General features: G+C 32.9%; 18 protein-coding genes, 2 tRNA genes and 1 pseudogene. 2 read left to right on the top strand and 19 right to left on the bottom strand.

The window, feature by feature from the left end; all coding sequences use genetic code 11:
* Positions 1-395 precede the first annotated feature (395 nt).
* The 9 genes from B0A81_RS06885 to B0A81_RS06840 all read right to left on the bottom strand — a co-directional run bounded on the left by B0A81_RS06885 (position 396) and on the right by B0A81_RS06840 (position 10,181).
* Complete coding sequence (locus B0A81_RS06885; protein WP_089057336.1) at positions 396-860, bottom strand: hypothetical protein; 465 nt, start codon at positions 858-860, stop codon at positions 396-398.
* Between the two features lie 178 nt (positions 861-1,038).
* Entirely contained in the window at positions 1,039-1,551 is a 513-nt protein-coding gene (locus B0A81_RS06880) for a hypothetical protein (protein ID WP_123922165.1), read from the bottom strand.
* A gap of 118 nt (positions 1,552-1,669) precedes the next feature.
* Positions 1,670-2,266: a DUF4468 domain-containing protein gene (locus B0A81_RS06875; protein WP_089057334.1), complete on the bottom strand. Its 597-nt coding sequence runs from the start codon at positions 2,264-2,266 to the stop codon at positions 1,670-1,672.
* 81 nt (positions 2,267-2,347) lie between these two features.
* Complete coding sequence (locus tag B0A81_RS06870; RefSeq protein ID WP_089057333.1) at positions 2,348-2,908, bottom strand: hypothetical protein; 561 nt, start codon at positions 2,906-2,908, stop codon at positions 2,348-2,350.
* 517 nt (positions 2,909-3,425) lie between these two features.
* Complete coding sequence (locus B0A81_RS06860; RefSeq protein ID WP_089057331.1) at positions 3,426-5,795, bottom strand: hypothetical protein; 2,370 nt, start codon at positions 5,793-5,795, stop codon at positions 3,426-3,428.
* A 3-nt stretch (positions 5,796-5,798) separates the two neighbouring features.
* The gene (locus B0A81_RS06855; RefSeq protein WP_208861308.1) at positions 5,799-6,107 is read right to left on the bottom strand and encodes a hypothetical protein; all 309 of its coding nucleotides are present in this window, start codon (positions 6,105-6,107) and stop codon (positions 5,799-5,801) included.
* A gap of 4 nt (positions 6,108-6,111) precedes the next feature.
* Positions 6,112-6,390 (bottom strand): helix-turn-helix domain-containing protein, encoded by a 279-nt coding sequence (locus B0A81_RS06850; protein WP_089057330.1) that lies wholly within the window; start codon positions 6,388-6,390, stop codon positions 6,112-6,114.
* A gap of 93 nt (positions 6,391-6,483) precedes the next feature.
* Complete coding sequence (locus B0A81_RS06845) at positions 6,484-8,769, bottom strand: hypothetical protein (RefSeq protein ID WP_089057329.1); 2,286 nt, start codon at positions 8,767-8,769, stop codon at positions 6,484-6,486.
* Positions 8,770-8,771: 2 nt separating this feature from the next.
* Positions 8,772-10,181 carry a phage integrase SAM-like domain-containing protein gene (locus tag B0A81_RS06840; RefSeq protein WP_089057328.1) on the bottom strand — a complete coding sequence of 470 codons (1,410 nt, stop codon included), beginning with the start codon at positions 10,179-10,181 and terminating at the stop codon, positions 8,772-8,774.
* A 1,160-nt stretch (positions 10,182-11,341) separates the two neighbouring features.
* Here B0A81_RS06840 and B0A81_RS06835 point away from each other — a divergent pair.
* Positions 11,342-12,187, top strand: coding sequence for a class I SAM-dependent methyltransferase (locus B0A81_RS06835; protein WP_089057327.1), 846 nt, complete (start codon positions 11,342-11,344; stop codon positions 12,185-12,187).
* A gap of 112 nt (positions 12,188-12,299) precedes the next feature.
* Here the strand turns inward: B0A81_RS06835 and B0A81_RS06830 are convergent, their stop codons facing one another.
* Positions 12,300-12,533, bottom strand: coding sequence for a hypothetical protein (locus B0A81_RS06830; protein WP_089057326.1), 234 nt, complete (start codon positions 12,531-12,533; stop codon positions 12,300-12,302).
* Between the two features lie 82 nt (positions 12,534-12,615).
* On the opposite strand from B0A81_RS06830, the gene B0A81_RS06825 reads away from it, so the two are divergent.
* Complete coding sequence (locus B0A81_RS06825) at positions 12,616-12,846, top strand: helix-turn-helix domain-containing protein (RefSeq protein WP_089057325.1); 231 nt, start codon at positions 12,616-12,618, stop codon at positions 12,844-12,846.
* Between the two features lie 699 nt (positions 12,847-13,545).
* On the opposite strand, the pseudogene B0A81_RS06815 reads toward B0A81_RS06825, so the two are convergent.
* From B0A81_RS06815 to B0A81_RS06775, 9 genes and pseudogenes are all read right to left on the bottom strand, one after another.
* Positions 13,546-14,073 (bottom strand): annotated as a pseudogene (locus B0A81_RS06815) (HAD family hydrolase); the annotation flags it as partial.
* A gap of 397 nt (positions 14,074-14,470) precedes the next feature.
* Positions 14,471-16,054, bottom strand: a complete 1,584-nt coding sequence (locus tag B0A81_RS06810) for an MFS transporter (protein ID WP_089057322.1) — start codon at positions 16,052-16,054, stop codon at positions 14,471-14,473.
* Between the two features lies 1 nt (position 16,055).
* Positions 16,056-17,105 (bottom strand): HlyD family secretion protein, encoded by a 1,050-nt coding sequence (locus B0A81_RS06805; RefSeq protein WP_089057321.1) that lies wholly within the window; start codon positions 17,103-17,105, stop codon positions 16,056-16,058.
* A 158-nt stretch (positions 17,106-17,263) separates the two neighbouring features.
* Positions 17,264-18,619, bottom strand: a complete 1,356-nt coding sequence (locus tag B0A81_RS06800; RefSeq protein ID WP_089057320.1) for a TolC family protein — start codon at positions 18,617-18,619, stop codon at positions 17,264-17,266.
* Positions 18,620-19,034: 415 nt separating this feature from the next.
* Positions 19,035-19,856, bottom strand: coding sequence for a helix-turn-helix transcriptional regulator (locus tag B0A81_RS06795; RefSeq protein ID WP_089057319.1), 822 nt, complete (start codon positions 19,854-19,856; stop codon positions 19,035-19,037).
* A 183-nt stretch (positions 19,857-20,039) separates the two neighbouring features.
* Positions 20,040-20,113 (bottom strand) — tRNA-Asp (locus tag B0A81_RS06790).
* Positions 20,114-20,827: 714 nt separating this feature from the next.
* Positions 20,828-20,901, bottom strand: a tRNA-Asp gene (locus B0A81_RS06785).
* Between the two features lie 86 nt (positions 20,902-20,987).
* Entirely contained in the window at positions 20,988-21,914 is a 927-nt protein-coding gene (locus B0A81_RS06780) for a DUF58 domain-containing protein (RefSeq protein WP_089057318.1), read from the bottom strand.
* Positions 21,911-24,484, bottom strand: a complete 2,574-nt coding sequence (locus B0A81_RS06775; RefSeq protein WP_089057317.1) for a M1 family aminopeptidase — start codon at positions 24,482-24,484, stop codon at positions 21,911-21,913. The genes B0A81_RS06780 and B0A81_RS06775 overlap by 4 nt, the downstream gene beginning before the upstream one ends.
* Positions 24,485-24,590 lie beyond the last annotated feature (106 nt).

Raw genomic sequence — 24,590 nt, 5'->3', positions numbered from 1 at the left:
CTTACTCTTAGATAGTTGCATTTTTTATTTTCAAGACTTGCCAAACCATTGCCAAACATTTTAGAAAACAGTTAAAAAAAATATACATTTGTAATGCTTTACGATGCCAATTATAAAGCAACGTTTGAACAACGTAAAACGGTAGCTTGAACACTGCCGTTTTTTTTATGCCTTTATTTTTCGCCTCGCGCGTGCGCGTATTGTTTTGATTTTTTATTTAATCCATACACATACACACGCGATGAGATAGGGAAATATTTTGAAAAAAAGTTTGATTATTCAAATCATTTAAAAATTATTAATGATACTTATAACGGTAAGGTTACGGTAAGGATTGAACCATTAGAAAGAAAAAAGGCGCTCCGTTATGGTTCGCCTTTACTATGTTTTAATTTTTATTCTGCTATAAATTCAAACTCGGAATCTATAAATAATTTCGCAAAATTCAGCATAGAATTAAATTCGTCTTTAGCTATTGAACCGCTCATTCCTACATTTCTAATTTTAGAATATTCGCTATCAATATTAACACCACCAACTCTCATGGTAATAAGAGATTTTCCCATTCCTGTTAAAACTATTAAATTATCTTTTGCAACAAACTTTAAATAATAAGAACTCTTATTTCCATCCGTAGTCTTTGGAGTTGTTTCTAAAGTAAAATACTCAACATCTTTTTTTTCAATTGAAAAATCATTATCTATTAATGTTTGCGCTATCAATTTATAATTATCTTCTTTACTATTAGAATTCTTAATTAAAATTTTCCAGGTTTTTTTTGGTGGTTTGTCTATGGTATTACCTTGTCCTATTGCAATAATAGAAGTTAATAGCATAAATATTAATAATATCTTTTTCATTTTTTAATATATTTAATTAAGACTCAAATCTAATGCATTATAATTCCGTTCAAATGAGGTTTACCATAATTGTGTTTTTTTTATGCTGAATTTTTTTTTTCCCTTTATGCACAACGTCCGTAAAAAATCCTACCATTATGCGCGCGTATTGTTTTACTTTTTATAGTAATTTGATTGCTTATGTTTTATTATAATCAGCATTAGTAAATCCCCCATCGCTATCAAAGTAAAAAACAATACCACTTTTAAACCAAATAAAATTACTCGCTTCTCTAATTACTTCATCTTCCCAAAATATTTTTTTCATTTCAACTTTTGAATGACCAATAAAAGGTTTGGTTATAATATTTAATTTATTGATTTTAATAGAAGATTGTATGTCTAAACCAATCATTTTGTTCAAATTATAATTAAGATTATCTTGTTTTTGATAATCGTTTTGAAACCAAAGTTCATCTTTAACTGGATAATACAAATTTTTAATTGTCATAATTCCATTACTGTAACTGCTATTACCTTGAATTCCAACTTTAAAAAAGATAGTATCATCTTGTACTTTTAATAAATCGTATGTAGCTTTATCCACTTTCAGTTTATAATACTGTTTTCCTGATTCGCCATAGAAATTATTTTTTTGCCCTATCAATATCATCGAATTCAATAATATAAATATTAGTAAAATGTTTTTCATTTCTTAAAAATATAGTTTAATAAATGTTAAAGTAGCAAATAAAAAACCGCTCATCTTTGAACGGTTAATTTTAAAAAAAAGTGCAAACTTATGTAGTCGCTTGTATTCAATTAAATACCTACCACCCAGTATTCTCAGCTGAATTTGTATTTCCTTCTTTTATAGATTTTTCAATTGACTCTATAGATTTATAAGCCATTTTTGTGCCTTTGTAAAGTGCTTTTGTATAAATTGTGCTTTGCCAACCTTTTGGGTTTATGGGGTAACTATCAGAAACTTTTAATGTACCGTATGACGGAGGAGTATTTCCCCCCATCGTTTTTGTTTTATATTCTGTCAAAGTAATAAAAACTCTTACTTTATTATCTTTAATATCAACTCTAATGACGTGCCATAAATCTATTTCTGTTGTAACAAGACTATACCCAATATGTACATTATCATAAATTCCTTTACCTATAATTAAGCCGTTTTCTTTTTCTTGAACTTGAATTACAGATTCGCCATTTCCATAATTATAAGTAAAATACGCTAAGACTCTCGGATAAATTTCTTCTTTTTTTAAACCATCAATTTCAATAATCTTTGTTATGGTAACATTATTATTGTCATCAACATTGTATTTTCCATCCATTTCCGCTAACATTTCTTTTTTGCTTTGAGCAAACACAAATGAATTACATATTAAGAAAACACATAGTAATATTTTTTTCATATTTAGTAAATTAAATTAATAAGGTTCAAATGTAGTCTTTAAAAATTCAGTTTAATTATGGTTTTCCGTAATATAAATATTTTACGTCATTAATAATCTTTGCATTGTATCGGCTGGAAATTTATCGGCAAGGTTTATTTTATTCATTAGTTTTTGATACCGTTTTGTAGGCTTTCCGTTGTAGTGAGTTTTGAAATGCTTTTTATATTGCTCCTCATAAACCTCATCTTTTAAAAAAGCCTTATCAAAAATCGAATGTAGTTCGCGTGTCTTTTTAGATTCAATTTGCTTTTCGTAATATAGAAAACTAAAAGCTTCTCGGTGCAAAAAGTATTTTGAACAATGAAACAATTTTCTGCAATGCTTTCCTGTATTCGGACAAACAAAATATAAAACCTCTCCTTTACCTAAATTCGAGGGAACAGAAACAAGGTGTACATTATAGTTTATACTTTCCCCATCTTGTGTATAGTCAAGTGTTATAAACTTTCTGTATTGACTAATATTTGATTTTATACTAATTCTCGAAGTAATTTCGCCCGAAATACTCCAAGTGATAACGCCCGATTTTATGCCATTATCCAAATAACCCCACTCTTTTAGTTTGGTTAAGCTTACTGTTTTACAACTCTCTATACTCATTTTGATTTGATTTATGACCTAAATTATTAGGGAACGTTTATTTTTTTCAACTTTGATTGATACTACTTTAGATAAAACTCATATTGCTACAATTGGAAAAAAAAGAAGTATCAAAGTAAAATACTCTTTCTCTCTTTTAAGCGTTTCGAAATGTATTATGCTCTTTATAAATTGATTTGTTGTAATTTGTTGATTTCTTACTCTATTCCCGTTTTTCTTATACTTACCCTTTAGGCTTTTACTTCTTTTTTTCATTTTATTAGTTTTATGTGTGTTAGAACACAGATACCACACAGATTGAAACACAGACAACTAATTGATTTTCAATACAAACACAGATAACACAGATAAAAAGTAAGTGATACTATACAAGAAAATGAACCCTATTTTAATACTCATTTTTTTATTCACACACGTACTTTAGTTTAAAGTGTGTTAAGTGTGTTATTGCAGTGTTTTCAAGGGTTACAAGTGTGTTTTTATGTGTGTTACATCTGTGTTAACTGTGTTAACTGTGTTAATTCTGTATTTTAATCCATTTTCTTCTATTTGTGTACTGAAAATAAAAGTCTTTGTTTTCGGTATTAAATTTACCTACCCACGCATCTATTAATTTTTTTGTGTTTTTGGTGGTAAACATTTTTTCAAATCGCAAAGGGTTTTCCTTATCGTTGTACACTCTTAAAAAGTCAGATACTGTAAACTCAAAAGGTGTATTTCCACTCATTAGAACTGATATACAGTTATGAAATTCATTATGTATAGCATCATTACTGAAATACGCCTTATAATTGTCGACTGTCTTATTATATTCGGTTTTTATGATTCCTTTTTGTAGAAACAGTTTAACACATCGGAATACAAAAGAGTAAAAACGATTCCATTCGTCTGCGTTCCAGTCTTGAAAAAAAACGCAATTAAATTCGTCTTTTGGTGTGTGGCTTGTTGTATAGTAGTTCGTGAACTTGTATTCAATAAACCGCCCATTTGTCGAAGCGTTTTTCTCATCATACGGAACTACCCAATTTGAAGTAATCGCAAACTTTGGCGCATCTATAAATTTTATTGCTTCGGCTTTCGATCCTTTTCTTTGACAAGATATGTCGCCCAAAATATTAGTGTACAAATCATCATACTTAAAACCCGCGGGTACGTCGTCAATGATATAAACATTGTGCTTTTTTTCTAGGTCTGCGAATACGTGAGTATAACCGCTGTCAAATTCTTTGCCTCCCTTAATAATTGATTCCTGTACTTCTTGAACGGCTTTAGATATTAATGTTTTCCCTCGTCGTCCGTTTCGGGTTTCGTCGTCCGCGTCCATATCAGTAAGTACAATACACGGGTTTTTTGTTGCATCTTTATAATTGTGACATAAATAACCAAACATAGTCTTAAAACTCTCGATAGTGATTTCGTTTTCTTGTGTTTCTGGTTCTTTTAACCCTAATGATACCCTAATTAAAAACTGCTCAAACATTCCGACCTCATCGGTATATTTAAACTCTCGGCTTTGAATTTCGTGCGGTGCAAAAAATCCCTTTACATCGGTATAATCTTTAGATTTTATTTGCCCGTCGCCATTCATATCGAAATAATAGAAACCATTTTTAAAAGGTAGTCCGAAAGTATTTTTTGTATCTGAATAGTAGTTTAATTCAATCGAGGGAATTAATAAAAACCCTTGTTTAACTACACTAAAATTTTCCCGTGCTATGGTGTCCGCGACTGCATCAAATGAATTGCCAAACTCTATAATATTCTCTTTTAAAAAGGCGACTATATCGGTGTTATGATTAAAAAAATCGACCACGTTATTAGTATCTCTCAATAAAAATATTTTGTCGTCTGGTGTCGAAATTCTTAAAAACTTTTCTTGAATAAAAAACTCGGCGTACATAGTAGGCGAAGTATAAACTTTGTTACTTTGGTCTATTGTGTAAAAGTTGACTATTTTATTTTCAATAGCTGGCTTTATACATTCCTTAATCGAAAATTCAACTTTTTCAAACTTTGTGTTTTTACATTCGCTTTCAGCCAAAATAAAAACACCGTCGTGTAGTCGCACATAATGAACTAAATTATTTTCGGCTACAAATCTTTCGATATATTCCTTTTCGTATTTAGAAAAGTCTAAAAATGAGCCTCCTTTTGTACTGAACCTTTCGAGTGTACAAACTTTGTCCGCATCATTGCCGTAAACCTTTGACAATTCATTTAAAATTTTGGTTCGGTCTGCGCTTTTGTTTGTAGCATTGGAATTAAGCAAATAAGCAAAAGTTTTTTTGTTAAGGACATCATAAATAGTCGCTCGGTGGCTTGTGTTTAATTCAATATCAATAAAAGTCGGAAACGCTCTTTTTATGTCGTACTCTTTTACTGCAAAAGGCAATTCCCCACGCAATACGGACGGTATATTTGTTAAGGGGTTGTACTCCCTATTTTCGATGTTTTGCACTCCAAACGACTGGTCTAAATCACTTGTGTATTCCCCGCTAAACTTCAAAACCATAAACAAAACATATCGTTTGTATGCTTTTACACTAAACGGGTTGAATGTTTCGCCTTTTGCTTTTGCCTCGTCAACTTTTTTATAATATTGATTTAGCTTTTCGAGGTTGTTTCTAAAATATTTCGCATTGAGTTTGCGTCCTGTTGTAATATAGCAAGAAACAAATTTTACATAATCGTTATTTTGTAGCGGTTCACTATTTAAAAATGTAACAACCGACAAAAATACTTTGTCCCGTTCGGTGTGATAATTTACTTTTTTGCACGCATCATAAAAAGTGAATGTTTCTTTACGGCTTTTACTTTCGGCTTGGATTCTCTTAGTAAATTCTGCTTTCCAGTCGTTCATTACGTCGATTTTGTTTTTATCCTCCATAATCTAAAACAATTCTAATTGGTTAGACTTCGGAAACAAATCGTGGTTTGTGGTTAGATACCACGCTCTAAATTTTGTAAGTTCACAAAATCCTTTTCGTACTTCACACAATAAACCACGTTTCTCTAAATCCCTTTTATAACGGCAAATTGATTTTTGAGGTATTCCAGTCGCTTCGGCTGTCATTGAAGCGGTGGCGGTGTGCTTTTGTAAATACTCAAATATGGTTTTTAATTGTGTAGTTGATAATGTATATTTGTTTTGTCTTTTAATAACATTATCGGGGCGGTGGTTAGTATTATTACTTTCCATCGCTTTATTGATTTAATGGGATTAAACAAGCCTCTATGTCTGTTCTTAAAAAATAAACTCTTGAACCAATCCCTAGCGGTTTGAGTTTTCCCGACTTCGACCAATTATGCACCGTGCTCAAATCCACGCCGAACATTTTCGCCACTTGTTGACGGGTTAAATATTCGGCGGGTTGTACTGGTTTGAAATTTTTCAGAAAGTCGTCTAAAATTACTTTTACATCAGCTGTAATTTCGTTTTTTAAATCTTGTGGCGAAGTTGCCACGAATTGAATTTGTGCCATAACTAAATAATTAATTTGTTATGACAAAGGGACTAATACAGTAGTACTGCGTTAAATACGAGATTGTACTTTTTGCGGTACATTAACGGTACACTATTTGTTTTTTGATTTAAACCACTCTAAAGCTGTTGAATAATCCTTTATTCTTTGGGGTGTTTTTACGTTGTCATAAGTTTTTAATTGTCCTGTTGTTTCGTTGTATTCTTTATCAAACCATTTAAAAAAGGGTGCGGGTCTTTGGTGTATGTATTGAGGGGTACTGTTGTACATTTCCCAATAGTAATAAATCAAATCGGATTTACGCCCTTTTGTTTCTTTTGGTTTAACATTTTCGTTTAGGATATATTCAAACAGTTCAAAACCATTATTTGAAAACATTTCGCTGTTTTTTTCTTTGATAATTATTATATTCTTTCCAACTGTTGAGGTATCGGAAAAATCAAATGGTTCTGCTTCTGTTTTTAGTGTTCCATTTAAAGCATTGAAGTAAATCTTTGTGAGTAAAAAAAGTCTATTGGTGTGAAATATTCTACTTTCTTTATTAGTAACCCCGTTAAAGTTGTTAAGGTTCGCTAAATTATCTAAACGAGGGTGTGAAATATATCTTTCGCCGTAAGTATTGATTAACCATTTTCCAAGATTAATGCTATTAGTGTATTCTAATGCAATTGTTTTCCCTGTTAGTTCATTGTATCGGCTTTTAATATGTTCAATTCCAAAATAGGTTTTGTTTTGTCCCCAATGTATAGGAACTAAACCTCTATTGCATAACTCAAAAACTTTGGTGCAGTATTTTTCGATATTTTCCTCTTCGGTATCTTTGAAAAACTCTATTGTTTTATCATCTGCATAAATACTTAAACTTGTTATTTTAGTTCCAATTTCAAAATCATCACATTGATAGTGCACAAAGAAAACATCTTTTAATTGTGGTAACTGTTGAATATTTTTTCTTTCCTGTATTTCACTTACCATTTCGCGAGGCTTGGGGTTTGATTTAATGTGAAGCATTCTATTATAGAATATTTTACAAAATGCACTTATTTCTTTTCCTTCAAGTTTTAAATCCGTTTCTAACTTATTTGTAATGTTTAAATACTCAAACAATAACCTTTCATAGTCAATTTTCAGTATTTTATTTAAAGCGGTTTCCAAATCATTTAATATGCTTTTTTTAAATTTTGAATTAATTGCATTTAGACTTTTTAAATCTGTTTCTAATTCAGGAAAATTAATTTTAAAATCATTTTCCATTTCTTCAATTTGCGAAACGATGTTATTAACTCTTGATAGATATTTTGGAAAATAATCTTTGTAATAAATATTTAACTTTTCGTTTTTGGAAATATTTTGATTAAATAATGTTGCAATTTCAGTTTCAAAGTTTTTACTGAAAACTTCAAAATCATCAACTTCGTCAGTAATATCAAAATTCAGTTTTTTGCTTTTTTTTATTGTCTTTATTTTTTCTAATTCTGCAAGGTGTTCATTAGTAAAATTTATAGGGTCGTTTACTGGATTTAAGACTAATTCGCGTTCACTAAGTAGAAGTTCTAAAAATTTAGCACGTGCATAATCATTTATAAACCCCTTTATTTCCTCATTAAATTCAATTTCATCAATATTTAAAACTTCCTTATTTGTCATTATAGATAGAGGTATATTAGAAAAGAAATTTTCTTCATCAAATACATTATTTACAAAATTATAAGCGACAAACGGATAGCCTACATTTAATAATTCGTAGAATTTATTAATTAACTCGTTCAATTTTTTTAGCTGTTTGTCTTTTGACAAATATTTTAACGGATCGATTTCTTCAAACTTAAAACTCTCAATACTATTTTTATTTTTATTAAGAATACAATCTTTTATAGATTTTACATAACTTTTATATTGAATATCCGTTATTTTGCTATCATTTTTTTGTAGAGATTCAGACTCATTGTGATTTGTGATTATACCCAAAATATTTTTAAAATATATTTCAACTTGTGTAATATTTTTATCTGAAATAAAAAGTGTATTCTCTTTTATATCTGATTCCATTTTAAAGATATAGAAAAAATCATCGCCATATTCTTCCCATATTTCAACTTTTCCACGTTTCAAAACATCAATATATTGGTTTAGTTCATAAACCAATAAATCCATATTTTCTCGATTAAAAATTTCCAAATCAAAGATTGTATTATCTTTAATAAATTCATTTTTAAGAGTGCTTAATTTTTCTTTTATGGCTTTTGTATCATAATTATTAACTTTAATTATTGGCCAAAAATTTTGACGGATATAATCACGGTCATATTCAGAAAGATTGTACTTTTCTGCAAGTGTACAAGCGTTTTGGGTATTAATTTCAAATAGATAATTACGCATAATTATTTCGTTCCTGTATTAAGTATAACTTTCATTTCGGGTGTTTTGTCTTTTTGCAGGTTGCTGTAAAACTTCATAAATAAATCGGCGTTACTGTCTTTGTCCTCTCGTTGGTTTATGTATGTGAGGAACAAAGATTCTTTAGAGTGTCCAGTTATTCCAATTAATACGGCGGTGGGTATCTTTTTATAATAGTTTGATGCAAACGAACGTCTAAAACAATGTGTAGTAATTAATTCGTGCTTTGGGTACATTCCCAACTCTTTGCGGTTACTTTCTGTATTTAGTTTTGAACCTTTTACAACCTCATTAATCCCCGCCAATTTACAAACGACTTTTACATAATCGTTTAGTTTTTGGTGTGGCACTTCTTTTGGCAAATGGTTTTCGATTATGTCGATAACGTGGGGCGCAATTATCCCGATTGTCACATTTTTATTTGTTTTCTGTTGGATTATATCAATATAAATAGTTGTGCCTTTATATCTAATATTTTCGTTTGTGATTTTCAATAAATCGCCTCCACGCTGTCCAATTTCACAACCGATTAAAATCCAATTGCGGGCGTTGTTTAGTGCCTCGGGTGTAATTGAAATTCCTTTTGTTAATTCGGGGTTTTGTGCTTTAAATTCTTTGAGTTGTTTCGCATCGGACAAATCCACGCTTTTAATTTGCTCCAGTTCGTCAAACGATAATGTTTGTATGTAACGGTCACTTTCGCTTTCTCTAAAATGTTGAATTGTTTTTGAATAGGGTGTAACGGGAATTTCGTGTTTTTCTGCATCGATGCAAACTGTTTTTAAAATCTCTAATTGTTTCCCCGCATAATTAGTAGAATAATTTTTGGTATTAATAAGCCAGTTTGTAAACTTGTCTACATACGGTTTTGTAACCTCAACAAATTGAATTTGTTTTTTAGTCTGCTTTTGGTATTCTAAAATTATGTTTTTAAAAAGAGTATAGTTTTTAATGGTGCTTTTACTTAATCCCATTTTAAAACCGCCGTTTGTTTTTACTTTGCGAGTGTTAGCGTTATCGATTATGTATTGAATATGATTAACCAATAAACCCGAATTACTTTTTACTACGCGTTGGAAACATTCGTTAATTTTTGCCTCGAGCCAAAAAGTATCAATTACGACACTTTCACCCATTGCAGTATTAACACTCTCAAAAAGGAATGATTCCAATTTTTTGAGGTTGTTGAAAATTACTTTGTTTTCGGGTGTGTTTTGTTTCGGAAAGTCGTCGCCTTTTTTTGGATTGTCTTTGTCGGGCGTGTTCCAGTCTTTTGGGTTTATTGTAAACCCTGTACTAACTTCTATAAAATTACCACGTCCAAGCGAAGTATAAACTTTTATAGATACGTTTTTGTTCGCTTTACTTCGCAAACGAAATTTAATTGATGCCATTTTTTTGTATTTGAACGTTTGAACAATTCAAAGATATTTAATTTGTAAGACGTTTCCAAAAGTTGCCAAACATTTGCCAAACATTTATACTATCGCATTACATTTTAATCTATTTCATTCTATTACTATTCTAATAGCAAAAATGTTGTTAAGTATTGAATTTGTTGAGATTTTTAATTAGTTTTGTAGTGTTTTTGGGAGGTGCTTAAAAATGTCAAATAGAATACTTTGGCGTGTAGGTTCGAGTCCTATTATCCGCACTAAAAAAGCTTCTGAAAATTTTCAGAAGCTTTTTTTTTGGCTTTTCGTTTTTACATTATTCCTCTTTAATTTTAAACATAGTCCGAGGTTTCAAAAGCGGGAGATATAGATTATCAATAATGAATGCGTCTCAATGGTTGAAACCATTGGCTGTGTTTGATTACTTTTGTCATCTCGACGAACGAGGCTCGCGCGATCGCGAACTGGCGAAGCAAATCTCAACAAGAAGCTCGACAAAGATTAGATTTTCGTTGCGGAGTTACTTGCGAAGATTTCTCTCCCGAAACCTCGGGATCGAAATCACAAAATTGACCATTCTAACCGCAAAGATGGATTAAAATCCATCCCTACAATACAATCTGTTCCTATGGAACGATGCATAAAATTCCGAAGGAATGATTCATTTTGTAGAAACGGATTTTAATCCGTTGAAGACAAAGTAACCACATAGTTTGTCATTTCGATCCCGAGGCTTCGGGAGAGAAATCACAATCGTATATCTACAAAGATTGGCGATTTTCTTTACGGAACTTCTAGTGCGATTTCTCATTACGTCGAAATGACAAAATTGACCATTCTAACCGCAAAGATGGATTAAAATCCATCCCTACAATATAATTTGTTCCTATGGAACGCTGCATAAAATTCCGAAGGAATGATTCATTTTGTAGAAACGGATTTTAATCCGTTGATGACAAGATTGCGGTAATAAAATAAACACAAAACACTAACAACCAATAAATTAACACCAAATCAAATCCAACAAAAACATTTCTTCCGTATCTTTGCCAATCGAAAAAATCTACCAAAAAATCTTCTCTTTGCCTATTGCAAAACAAATTCCCCAAATTTTGTTTCGGTTATAAAATTCATTTTTCAACAACCTAAAAACAAACAAAATGGAACCACAACTTCAAGAAATACGGGAACAACAAAAAGCATCTTGGAACAAATTTTCTCCAGGCTGGAAAAAATGGGATTATGAAATTCTGGATTTTATGAGGCCTTTTGCCGATGAAATTATACGTTCGATAAACCCAAAAGGATCAGACGTAATTTTAGATGTCGCGGCTGGAACCGGCGAACCGGGTTTGAGTATTGCCGCAATGCTTTCTGACGGAAAAGTCATTATTACCGATCTCGCTGATGATATGCTCACCATTGCCCGCGAAAATGCTTTTAAAAAAGGAATTACAAATGTCGAATTTAAAGCTTGCGATGTAAGCGAACTTCCTTTTTACGACAATACCTTCGACGCGATAAGCTGCCGAATGGGTTTTATGTTTTTTCCCGATATGCTTTTGGCAGCAAAAGAAATGTTTCGGGTTTTAAAACCTGGAGGAAGAATCGCGATTGCAGTCTGGAGCGGACCTGAGAAAAATTTTTGGGTAACAACAATTGGCGGAACGATTAACAGAAATATGCTGCTCACTCCGCCGCCACCTGAAGCTCCGGGAATGTTTCGCTGTTCGAAAAGCGGTTTAATGACCGATATTTTTAAACAAGCTGGATTTAAAAATACTTCCGAAAAAGAACTGACTGGCAAATTAGTTTGCGGCACTGCAGATGTTTATTGGAATATGCTTACCGAAATTGCCGCGCCTTTTGTCGCCGCGCTTAGCAATGCCGATGATGAAATGAGAGAAAAAATAAAACAAGAAGTTTTTACATTAATAAATGAGAAATTCCCTGACGGAAATGTAATCATCGATGGAAACGCACTTGTTATTGCCGCAGAGAAATGATTTTGAACTTATAAATAATCCAAAAGTCCATATAGTTTTGTCATTTCTCTCCCGAAGCCTCAGGATCGAAATGACAAAACTTTGTGATCACTTTCTGTTTTAAATCATTTGTTTACTCTACATCCAAATAAGGATCTAAAATTTCCGCCAATCTATTTAACCAATAAAAATTATCATCGATATTAGACAGCTCAGATTCTAAGGTTTCGCATCCTCGCATGGAACATAACGAAAGTGCATAATTTACTTGTCGTATTGATTTTGCCATATCTTTTGGATCGATAATATCAATAAAAAAATCTTTTAATCTGGTTTCAATTTCTTTTGAAAGGCTTTCTGTAATCATTATCTTATATTTTCATCAAATATAATAATTTTGGATACAAATTTGTGTCTTACTAAAAAATAATTGTTATGACTTTTGAAATATGGATATTTCAGAAGAAACTTTTATTACAAATCTTGGCATTCACATTAGGCAACTTCGTGAAAAGAAAGGTTTATCGCAGCAAGCTTTAGCTGATGATTGTGATATTCCAAAAAATCAGATTGGCAGAATTGAAAGAGCTGAAATAAATACAGGTATAAGAACCCTTATACGAATCGCAAATGCTCTAGATATTGATCTTAAAGAATTGTTTGATTTTCCTTTGAAATGATTTTATCAAAATCCATATTGACAAAGTTCAAAGATCTAAATCTAATACAGAAATTTGCTATTACAATTCCTATTCTATTCATTCTTAGCTGTACGACGAAACATTATCTGGAGAATTTTAGAGGCACTTTGATATATGCTTACGGCGCTACTTTTATCTTATTTTTAAATCTACTTCTTGTAGTTTTTTCTTTTGTCAATTCCATTATAATTATTAAAGATTTAAGATTAAAATTTGTTCCAAAATCCTTATGGTTTTTATTAAGCGCATCGGTTTTTCTTTATCTGTTTATTGCAATGACAATTGCTATGTTTATTCTATAAAGTTTTTTTCAGCTAAAGCCTCTCCCTTTCAAACATAAAAAAAACTCCAGCTAAAAACTGAAGGCAATTCATATCGCTTATATTTATTTTTAGGTCTAGCTTGTCATTTCGATCCCGAGGCTTCGGAATCGAAATGACAAAACTTTGTGGCTACAATACTAAAAAACCTTTATCAAAGTTTAAAACTTTGACAAAGGTCTCTTCTATTAAAATGAACTTATATTACTTATATGGTTTAAAAATTTTAGCTGTTTAATAATTCTAAAACCTTATCGACATTAATCTCGCTATAATCATTAATATAAAAACTACATGGCGGAAGTTGTTCTTTTGTATGCGTACTCAAAACGCCAACTACTTTCATTCCTGCATTTAGTCCTGCTGTAATACCCGAAAAAGAATCTTCGAAAACCACACAATCAGATGGAGAAACTCCAACACGTTTTGCTGATTCTAAATATACTTCGGGATTTGGTTTATGATGTGTAACATCTTCGCTCGACATCATCGAATCCATTTTGTCTGAAATTTTCAAAGCGTTTGCAATCAAATCCAGATTCGCACGCGGCGCCGATGTTGCAACGGCTGTTTTAAATCCACGAGCTTTTAATTGGCTTAAAAAATCCAAATAATGCGGAATCGTATCGACTTTGTCTTTATAAATTTCACGAAACATTCCTTCTTTTTCGTCTTCAAGTTTTATCAATTCTTCTCCCGAAATTGGGCGCTTGAAAAAATGCGACATGATATAACTATTGTGTTTTCCATACATATGTTCTTCAAATTCTTCATTGGTATAAGGAACATTATACTTATCGAAAAACGCCTCAAAAGCCTTCACATGATACGGATTCGTGTGCGAAATCACGCCATCCATATCAAAAATTACACATTGCTGTTTCATTTTATTTTTTTGTTTTTTTAACGGTTGCAAGATAATTATTTCCGCAGAGTTGCGCGGAGATTTTCCACAGAGATTCGCTAAGGTTTTTTTTGAATCTCGCGAAATCGCAGAGGCCCAAAGTTTTTTTACTCTCGCAGATTTGGCAGATCGAGCAGATTAAATTTTGAAAATAAGAAAAAAATAATCCGCGTAATCTGTCAAATCTGCGTGAAAAAAAATCCTTTAAATCTTATTAATCTGTGGCTTTAAAAAATAAAAAACTTTGCGACTTTGCGAGATTAAACCCGACAAAGATTGGCGATTCGGTTTGCGGAATTTCGCGTGTGATCCTTCGTTCCTCAGGATGACATAAAATGCGCAAAAACTTTGAACTTGAAACTTTAAACCTGAAACAAAACTATCCTATCCAAATTTTACTTTTAACCAAAGTCATCGTTTGCCTCAAATGTTGATTACACGCTATCAGAATAATCAAAACCACCAAACCATAACCTACAATGGTATAAATCTCCATATCTGCCAATAAAGTGGCTTGTTTAGCAACTGTTCCGAAGACTTTTTTCAAGGCTAAAGTATTTGCATTATCTGCCGAATATCCTTTTGCCATAAAACTCTGTGCTGTTGAAGCAATTGTTTGCTGCGCCTCGGGATTTTCGCCAGTTACAAACTGACTTAGTTTTAAAAAGTGTTTTTTGTTTAAAAATACAACCGCGTTCTGCATCACACAAAAACCAATTGTACTTCCCCAAAAACGACCAGAAACACCTACAATTCCAGAAGAAACCGCCATTTTTGCAGGAACCGAAGATGTCGTAAACAAGATTAAAGGAACAAATAAAAATCCAACTCCAATTCCTTGTAACACATACGGAATAATTATATCTGACAAAGCTACATCGGGTACAAAAAGAAACGTAAACCAAAAATGAAACACCGCAATTAACGAAAAACCAATCATAAAAATGATTTTGGTCGAAACGGATTTCATCAGGAAAAATGCAGCTAAAATAAGTCCAATCACATTTCCTAGTCCGTTAATGTATTGCACGCCCGCAACACGAGACGGATCCCAATTCCAGATTGAAAACATCGCCGAGTGACAAAGACTCAGCGTTGCTCTGCTGATATAGAAAAGGAAAAACAATAAAAATCCTATTCGCAGATTGGCGTATTTAAAAACTTCAAAATCAAAAGTGGGTCTTTTTACCAAAAGCTCTTTAAAGATGAATAAACCACCCGAAATTAAAGCAATCATTAACGTTAGAACCATTTGAGAAGAATCAAACCAATATTTTTTCTCGGCATAAACAAAAAAGTAAGCACCGCAAAGAATGGCAGTTAAAACCAAAAAATAACTCATCCAGTCGATTTGATACAACGGAATTTTCTTTGTGATTCGGTGCCCACGAAAAGTAACCAAGATTAAAAAGACATTCAAAACCTGCAATCCACCAGAAACGTACAACATATATTTCCAATCGTAATGATCCAGAAACCAAACCGCAATATTCATTATAAAAGGCGTTGACAATAACAACGAACCGTAATAAAAGGAGAAACCAATTATAATGGCGTTTTTAGAATTAAATTGCTCTATCAATAATTGTCTGATTGTAATTACTGGAAGTGCCATTAAGATTCCTTCGGCAATTCTGAGCATTAAAAAAAGATAAAAATTGGTAATATATGCTGATGAAACAATCGTAATTCCAATTAAGGAATAAACGGCCATCAGGTAATTTTTTGCAGGAAAAAAACTCGAAAACCTGCTTTCTATCAAAATCGTTGCGAGTAAAGTTCCGTACGTAACACACATTGCAAACTGCAAATCTTCGGGCTCAATATCTAGAAAACTTGCCGCGTAGGTTACGTTTGAAGTATAAACTCCCAATAAAATCATGGAATGCAAAAGGCAGACAAACAAAATAATAATGATTGCCCATTTTGGAACCCAGGATTTAAAAATACTTTTATCTTCCATTTTAATGTGCTGCAATCACAGTGATATTCATTCCCGCTCTTAAAAAATCAGCTTGTTTATCGCTGTTTTTCAACTGGATTCTAACTGGGATTCTTTGCTCGATTTTTACGAAATTTCCAGTTGCATTGTCTGGAGGAAGCAGCGAAAATCTGGCACCGCTCGCAGGCGATAAAGAAGCAATTGTTCCTGTAAAAGTTGTTCCGCTCACAGCATCAGCTTTAATTTCAACATCCTGCCCAACGGTTAAATATTGCAATTGAGTTTCTTTAAAATTGGCTGTAATCCATTTTTCTTTACTTACAATCGAAAGCAAAGATTGTCCTTCTTTTACCAATTGCCCTGGTTGTAGAGTTCTTTTTCCAACCCAGCCGTCGTAAGGCGCAGTTATTATTGTGTACGAAAGAAACAATGCAGCATTATCCGCAGTTGCTTGTTTCGATGCGATATTGGTTTGCGTTGTTGGAACATTCGCTTCAGCAACCGTTGTACTTAAAGTCGCTGAGTGAATTCTATTTTTCATTTCCTGAAAATGTGCTTGCGCCGACTCGTAATCTGCCTTTACTTTTTCTAATTGTTGAGAAGTTGCCGCTTCGTCTTTCACCAAAGCTTTATATCTTTCGTATTCCAGTTTTGTTTTCCAAAGATTCGACTTTGCACCTTCTAACTGCGATTCGTTAATAGCCGTTGCACTTGCTGTGGTAACCGCATTTTTTTGCGCTACAACGCTGTTTTGCTGTGCGTTTTGAACATCGGCAAGAGCCACATTCAATTTCGATTTATATTCACGATTGTCAATCACAACCAAAGTATCACCTTTATGCACAAACTGATTTTCGTTAAAACGAACTTCCTGCACGTAACCCGTAATTCTCGACATAATTGGCGTAACATATTGCTCAACCTGAGCATCATTCGTTTCTTCGTGGTTTCTATTGAACACATAAAACCAAATTCCTAAAATAACTCCGCTCACCACAAGCGTGCACGCAATAATTGTTATTAATATATGAAACGTTCTGTTTCTTCTAGTTTCATTTTTTATCTTAACCATAAACTCTATATCTTTTCTTGTCTATTTTCTCTAATTCTCCCCGGATTGATCCCGAAGCCTCGGGACGGCGCTACAATATGAACCGTTCTTTCGGAACTTAAAATCTATATTCTTTACTTTATTCTCTTGCTTCTTTCTTCTATCAAGTCTAAAAACTCTTAACTCTGTGGCATAATCCCCGCCGTATGAAGCAGCTCGTAATGTTTTAAAACCGCATCCAAATGAGTAGAAATTTTATTGTATTTCGCCTGAAGCAAAGCATTATCAGCATCAACCATTTCGGTAATTAAAACCAATTGGTTTAAGTATTTCACCTTTACAATTCGGTAATTTTCATTGGCTAAATCCAAAGCTTTATCGACCACCACAAACTTTTCAAGGATTTCTTGATATTGTGTATGTTCTTTATACAGCTTGTCCTGAATTTCTTCTTTTACAATTTCCGACTGCATTTCCTGCCATCTGATTTTGGTATTCGCCTGTTCCATTTTCGTTTTATTTTTATACAAAGACGAAATATCAAAAGTCGCTTCAATTCCGACCTGACCTAAAGTGTATAAATATGGATTTGGCGGAAAAAACTTGTAGTTCGGATAATAAAAACCATAGTTCCCAAAAAAGTGAACACTTGGCAGATAATTTCCCTTAACCAGTTTCAGTTCGGTTTTGCTGATGCTTAATTCCTGACTTGCAATACGCATTTCTTCGTTTTGTAACGCTTTAGTCATATAATAATCATACGGATCCAAACCGTTCATTTCATCCAGATTTGATGTTGTATCGATTGCTATTTCCTCGTTTTCTGGAATCTGAATTAAAGTTTTCAGATCGTGAAGCGCAATTTTTATGTTTTTGGAATTTGTAAGCGCATTCAGTTCACGATCCGAAAGCTGTAATTCGGCTCTAATAACTTCGTTTTTTGTAACCGCTCCGTGCTTTTGAAGTGACTGTACTTCTTTCAATCGGCTTTTTTCTTCTTTGATGTTTTCTTCAAAAATTTTCTGAAGTTCCATCATTTTATAAATCGCCAGATAATTTGCCACCACTTCAAGCTCGACATCATTCTCGGTCTTTTCTGTTTTTATTTTGGCAATTTCATTTTCCTGATTGGCAATTTTAATGGCATTATTAATTTTATTCCCCGCATAAATTGGCATTTTAAAAGTCGAATTGACCTCATAAATTTCAGGAATTGCCTTTGTTACTTCTTTGCCATTTAAGAATCCGCTTCCTTTAAATTCGGTAATATTCGTAATTCTCGAATACATACCGTTTAGCTGCACATCGGGCAGTCGAAGTTCTTTTCTTTCTTTAATGTTTTGCTCCGAGAGCGTGACCTCCAATTGAGATCTAAGGATTTTTTTGTTGTTTTCTTTAGCCAGTTTCAAAGCTTCTTTTAATGAAACCGAATGAACTTCCTGCGCTTGTAAGCCATTGAATGCTAATACAATTAAGAATAACAGCAGGATTCTGGAAAAACAATCGTCTGTAGAATTTGTTGTTTTAAGGAACATGAATATTTAAATAATTTATGCTGCAAAGTTCCTTCATTTTTCCGTTGACTGATAATTCTAAAAAGTCAATAACATATTCATTTCGGACAAATGTTAAAATCGTATTTTCCGAAAACGTTATATTAAATCACTGTAAAACAATTTATTACAAAACAAGTTCAATTTGTGATGTATCACGCAGATAAATACAGATTTTACTTTTTTAATCGAAATAGTTATTTAAACACATAAAAACATAGGCATTAACGAACTCTATAAAGATTAAAATAAATGATACATCATTCACACATAGCTCTATGTGCATTCATGCTAAGTGAAACGCCTTTCAACGCAACAAAAATCTATGTTTCTATGTGTTAAAATTATCTGCTAAAATCTGTCTATCTCTATAGCTATCGGGAGCGTGAAACAAAACTTATTTACCAAACAAGATATCTTCTCCGCTTAAGTAATCGGAAGGTCTTTGTCCTAAAATCTTGAAGAATGTATTACTGAAAGTCGGAACACTATTATAACCAACTTCTTGGGCTACCTCTTTTACCGAAAGTTTTCTTTCTAATAAAAGTTCGATTGCTTTTAAAATTCTTCGAATGGTATAATATTGAATAAAAGACATATTGAGATCTTTTTGAAACAAGCGATACAAAGAGCGTTCGCTGTAACCAAATTCATGAGCAACATCAGCAAATAAAATCGTTTCTCCGAGATTGTTTTCGATGTAACGTAAAATTTTACTTAGTCGCTTGTCTTTTGGTTGTGGTAATTCTAAAGGTAAATTGTTAGTGCAAATTTGAGGCAGAATCGCTTTTATTGCTTTGGCAATGGCAAAATTCGGAGTTCCTTTTTTAAGATCGCCATTCCACCGATTCGTAAAAAGCATCATTTGCAATAGTAAATTATTGACAGGATAAATCCCTTCAATCTTATAAAAGTCATCTTCGTCTTTTTCGACTGGAAAATACAAATTTCGCATCGTAACACTCTCTGATTTTGGTTCGATACTATGCTCCACTCCACTCGGAATCCAGATAAAATGTCTTGCCGGCAAAAAATAAGTTTTAGTTTCGGTTGTTACAAAAACAACATCGCCTTCGGCATAAAGCAGTTGTGCTTTGTTGTGTCTATGCGGAGGCACGAACAATTCACCCATCAAATCGTGGTGGCAGTAAATACTTTTTTTATCGGCATCTACTTTCTTGATGTAATATTTATCTAATTTCTGACCGGAATGTTCCATTAATGCGATTTCTTATTATAAAGATAAGAAAGAAATTTAACCGCAAAGAGCGCAAGGTAAAAACGCAAAGTTCGCAAAGCCAAATTAAACCTTTGCGAACTTTGCGTAAATCTTAGCGCTCTTTGCGGTTAAACCTAAAAACAAAAAAGCCTTTCCGTTAAGAAAGGCTTTTAACAACTTAGGCGGTCTGGACGGGACTCGAACCCGCGACCCCATGCGTGACAGGCATGTATTCTAACCAACTGAACTACCAAACCCTGCGTTATTGCGAGTGCAAAAATACAACAGATCTTTGATTTTGCAAGCTTTTTTACGAATAAAAAAAAAGAAATTTTTAATTACTTAAAATCCAATATTTTAAAATTCGGCAACTAAATCAAAAAAGAAGAACTTTCTTTCTTTTTTTACCGAAACCCCGATAGCTATCGAGGAAAAAATTCTTATAGCCCTTATAAATAACCGTAAAATTGGCAAACCTTTAATCAATTGTAAGCCTTGCGAACTTTGCCCCCTAAAACTTTGTCTAGAAATTCATTTCGCAATCAAACATAGCCCATGGTTGAAACTACGAGCTGCATTTTAATATAATTAAGGAAAAATCTTTGTAGAGTTACTTGCGGAGATTCTTCGTTCCTCAGAATGACAAACTGTTACTTTAAAATTAGAATTAAACAAAAAATTCGCAAAGTTTTCTCAATTGAAAACTTTGCGAACTTTACATTCTTAAAAAATATCTTTGCGGACTTTATGTAAATCTTAGCTCCCGATAGCTATCCGGATTGCATTCAAAAACAAAAAACCAAAAGTGTCTTAAATCAAAAAAGCCATCCACAAAAGTGGAAAGCTTTTCATTGGTCTAACTACTAAACCAGCTGCGAGTTACAAAGTCGCAGCAAAACAACACAACTAATCTTAGATACCGTATTTGGGCAAAAAAGCCTTTCCGTTAAGAAAGGCTTTTCCCAATATTGCGGTCTGGACGGGACTCGAACCCGCGACCCCATGCGTGACAGGCATGTATTCTAACCAACTGAACTACCAAACCTCTGCGTTATTGCGGTTGCAAAGATAGTACAGAATTTCATTTCTGCAAGTGTTTTTGTAAAAAAAATGAAATAAATTTTCAAATATTTATCCAAAGTTTTGTTTTTCAACCAAATATGTTGTCAATATTTTTTCAAAATTATCACCAACATTCACTGGAACGTACTTAATTTGGTTCTTCGCGCAGGTTAAAGCCAAGTTTTTAAAATAGGCTTCTACCCTTTTTTCATATTCAATTTTAACGTTATCCGCAAAAATCGAAACTTCTTCTCCTGATTCTAAGTCAATAAACTTTCTTGGCGCGTTGTCAAAATCAAATTTCAATTCGGTTTCATTATCAACTACATGAAACAAAACTACTTTGTGTTTATTGTGTTTTAAATGCTGTAAAGCGTTAAAAAGCTTTTCATCATCTTCGGTCTGAAACATATCCGTAAACAAAATAATCATCGAACGACGATGCATTTTCTCTGCAATCTGATGCAGATATGTAATAGTATCGGTCGTTTTTTTGACTTTTGGCTGCACCAATAATTCTTCCAGTTTATTCAACAGCATTCTATGATGGCGATCGCTTCCTTTTTCTGGAGCATAATATTCATATTTATCCGAGAAAACACTTAAACCAACGGCATCACGCTGTTTCTTTAAAATATTCATTAAAACCGCCGAAGCCAAAACCGCAAAACCAATCTTCTTTTCATAGAAAGGCTGATTCGATTTTAATTCAGGATAATGCATCGACGACGAATTATCTACGATAAGATGACAGCGTAAATTGGTTTCTTCCTCAAAACGTTTTGTGTACAAACGATCCGTTTTGGCAAATAGTTTCCAATCGATATGTTTGGTGCTTTCGCCTGCATTATAAACTTTATGTTCAGCAAATTCAGCCGAAAATCCATGAAACGGACTCTTGTGCATTCCAGATATAAAGCCTTCTACAACTTGATTCGCCAACATTTCGAGATGCTGAAAACTGGAGACTTTCTCTATTTCCGATTCGATTTTCATTCGGTTTCTTTTTTAATATTTTGTGCTTTATAAAGCAAATCTGTCGACATAAATAATTTGCGCTTCAAGATCGGACTAAAATTAGGGTTTTCTTTTAAGAATCGCTGTACTTCATCAAAAGCAAATTTCGACGAATATTTTCCAACTGTATTATCAAGCCAGTCTTTCGGGAAGAAAATATCTCCTGTACGCTGAATTTCATCGACTAAATCTAATGAAAATCTAATATATTTTTGCGCACTTTCCTGACGAAGCGGATGATGAATATTCGCTAAACCAACCGAAACCCAAGATTCTTTTTCGCGGTTTGAATCGTCTTTTAAAGATTCCATAAAAGCATTTCGAACCAATTCGTCTTTTGATAATGACGGAAGCAGAAACACAAAACGCTTTTGTTTATCAGGATTTGTAATTGTAGTTCTTGTTTTTTCCAGAATTTCATCGGCTTTTTCATGTTTGAAAATCGCCAAGTTCATCGCCATATTGGTAAAATCATCTTCATTCAATTTTAAACCGGGAATTACAATTTCCTTATTCCAAATCTGATATAATTTGGCTTTTGCCGAATCTGAATAGGCAATCGAACTAAACAATCCAAATAAAGTCTTTTTAATATTCGCCGATAAATTCGCTTGCAAACGTTCATTCAAAATATCTTCAAGCTGTTTCTGAACTTTATTTTGTTGTTTTTCGGTAAAAAATCTCCAATAAATAGTATTCAAATTATTCGAAGCAATTCTCAAAACCAATTCATTTTCTTCTGTTTGAATTCCTTTTAAGAAGCATTCATAAGCTTTGTCTGACGAAACATTTCCAATCAATGTATTTTCATAAAGATTACTGTAACTTGAAGCTCTTGCAACCTCATCTTTCAATGTTGCGATATACTTTAAATTATTCCCGTCAAGCGGAAAAACACCGTATCCAAAACCATTATAATTGTAAACAACAGAAAGTGGTTTTTCAAGTCCGACAGCTTCTTTTAAAACTAGATTTCCCTCTTTAATATTTGCCGTTAAAACCTTTACATTATCCTTGTAAACTAAACCAATCTGAAAAATCTGAGACCAGATATTATCTGATTTATCTTCTGCTTTCTGAGTAATTTCAAATTTTTTGATTCGGTTTTTAGAATCGTATTCGATTTTATCTGTAAAAATTGCTCTTCCAGATTTGTTTACCCAAATCTCGCTCCATTTTTTCATATCAAGCGGCGTTTCGGCATCTAGAATTTCTACTAGATTATTCCAATCGGCATTGTCATTAGCGTATTTTTGAATGTATTTTTCGATTCCTTTCTGAAAAGCTTCTTTTCCCATCGAAGCTTCTAACTGGCGCATCATAATTGGTGCTTTATTATAAATAATAGCTCCATAAAGCGAACCCGCATTTTTTAAATTTGCCAAATGCTGTTTTATTGGATGTGTTCCTAAAGATCGATCTTCCGCGTAAGCGCTTGCATAATGAGCGGTGAAAAACTGTAAATTATGATTGACTTTTGGAAAAATCGGGTTCATAATTTTGTCTGCCATAAAGTTGGCAAAAACCTCTTTCATCCAAACGTCGTCAAACCATTTCATGGTTACCAAATCGCCAAACCACATATGCGAGGTTTCATGCGCGATGAGTTTCGCACGGTTTAATTTCTCGCTGTCGGTTGCGCTGTTATCAAGAAACAAAGTTGATTCTCGATATTGAATTGCGCCAACATGTTCCATTCCGCCATACTGAAAAACGGGAATTGAAGCGAAGTCTAACTTTTGAAACGGGAATTTATAATTGGTATATTTTTCTAAAAAGTTTAAAGATTGCTGATGCAAGTTGAAAATAGTATCGGCGCTTACGCGAAATTTTTCCTGACTGTTTTCACGATACAGCATTGTCATTTCTAAACCTGGTTTTTGCGTGGTACTTTTGAATTTTCCGGCAACAAAAGAGAACAAATAAGTACTCATTTTATCTGATTCTCCAAAAGTGTACAAAGTAAAATTGCCTTTTTCTAATTTCTCTTTTACATCGGCTCCAGCCAAAACTGACCAATCTTTTGGCACCGTAAGACTCAGTTTATAAGTCGCTTTTATATCTGGCTGATCAAAACACGGAAACAACGTACTTGCACGATCTGGAACCAATAAAGTGTATAAAAAATCATCGTTTCTATTCAACGATAAATTACCTGCAATAAAAGAAATTAAGATTGTGTTTTTTCCTGAAATCAAAGCTAACGGAGAAATTACAATATGTCCTTTTTCGTGAACAATTGCCATGCTTTTTCCGTTTACGGCAACTGATTTTATGTTCAACGTTTTTTCTTTAAAATCTAAAAGTAAGGGCTGACTTAAATCCGTTAAGTTCAAATTTACGAGCAAGTGAGCATTTATATTCTCTTCTTTCTGATTTGGAATCTCGAAAGACAAATTATATTGAACACCTGAAATTTGTTTTTTACGAAATTGCGCCAATTGCTCTGAAACACCACTTTCTAGAATTATACTTTCTTTTTCTTTTGACTGAGAAAAACAACTCGGAATCAACATAAAAAAGCAAAGGAAGGTGTATAGATTTTTCATTTTTAAAAGAATATAAGATTCGTTAAAAATAAAAAATGTTTACCACGAATTCCACTAATTCCTGCGAATTAATTTAAAAAGTTTGCCCCTCCCGATAGTTATCTGG

This window comes from Flavobacterium plurextorum, assembly GCF_002217395.1.
GTDB classification, from domain to species: domain Bacteria; phylum Bacteroidota; class Bacteroidia; order Flavobacteriales; family Flavobacteriaceae; genus Flavobacterium; species Flavobacterium plurextorum.
This window is presented reverse-complemented; position numbering and strand designations above follow the sequence as displayed.

Coding starts and splice junctions, on each gene's coding strand:
- B0A81_RS06885 (WP_089057336.1), bottom strand. CDS start 860: ATGAAAAAGATATTATTAATATTTATGCTATTAACTTCTATTATTGCA.
- B0A81_RS06880 (WP_123922165.1), bottom strand. CDS start 1,551: ATGAAAAACATTTTACTAATATTTATATTATTGAATTCGATGATATTG.
- B0A81_RS06875 (WP_089057334.1), bottom strand. CDS start 2,266: ATGAAAAAAATATTACTATGTGTTTTCTTAATATGTAATTCATTTGTG.
- B0A81_RS06870 (WP_089057333.1), bottom strand. CDS start 2,908: ATGAGTATAGAGAGTTGTAAAACAGTAAGCTTAACCAAACTAAAAGAG.
- B0A81_RS06860 (WP_089057331.1), bottom strand. CDS start 5,795: ATGGAGGATAAAAACAAAATCGACGTAATGAACGACTGGAAAGCAGAA.
- B0A81_RS06855 (WP_208861308.1), bottom strand. CDS start 6,107: ATGGAAAGTAATAATACTAACCACCGCCCCGATAATGTTATTAAAAGA.
- B0A81_RS06850 (WP_089057330.1), bottom strand. CDS start 6,390: ATGGCACAAATTCAATTCGTGGCAACTTCGCCACAAGATTTAAAAAAC.
- B0A81_RS06845 (WP_089057329.1), bottom strand. CDS start 8,769: ATGCGTAATTATCTATTTGAAATTAATACCCAAAACGCTTGTACACTT.
- B0A81_RS06840 (WP_089057328.1), bottom strand. CDS start 10,181: ATGGCATCAATTAAATTTCGTTTGCGAAGTAAAGCGAACAAAAACGTA.
- B0A81_RS06835 (WP_089057327.1), top strand. CDS start 11,342: ATGGAACCACAACTTCAAGAAATACGGGAACAACAAAAAGCATCTTGG.
- B0A81_RS06830 (WP_089057326.1), bottom strand. CDS start 12,533: ATGATTACAGAAAGCCTTTCAAAAGAAATTGAAACCAGATTAAAAGAT.
- B0A81_RS06825 (WP_089057325.1), top strand. CDS start 12,616: ATGGATATTTCAGAAGAAACTTTTATTACAAATCTTGGCATTCACATT.
- B0A81_RS06810 (WP_089057322.1), bottom strand. CDS start 16,054: ATGGAAGATAAAAGTATTTTTAAATCCTGGGTTCCAAAATGGGCAATC.
- B0A81_RS06805 (WP_089057321.1), bottom strand. CDS start 17,105: ATGGTTAAGATAAAAAATGAAACTAGAAGAAACAGAACGTTTCATATA.
- B0A81_RS06800 (WP_089057320.1), bottom strand. CDS start 18,619: ATGTTCCTTAAAACAACAAATTCTACAGACGATTGTTTTTCCAGAATC.
- B0A81_RS06795 (WP_089057319.1), bottom strand. CDS start 19,856: ATGGAACATTCCGGTCAGAAATTAGATAAATATTACATCAAGAAAGTA.
- B0A81_RS06780 (WP_089057318.1), bottom strand. CDS start 21,914: ATGAAAATCGAATCGGAAATAGAGAAAGTCTCCAGTTTTCAGCATCTC.
- B0A81_RS06775 (WP_089057317.1), bottom strand. CDS start 24,484: ATGAAAAATCTATACACCTTCCTTTGCTTTTTTATGTTGATTCCGAGT.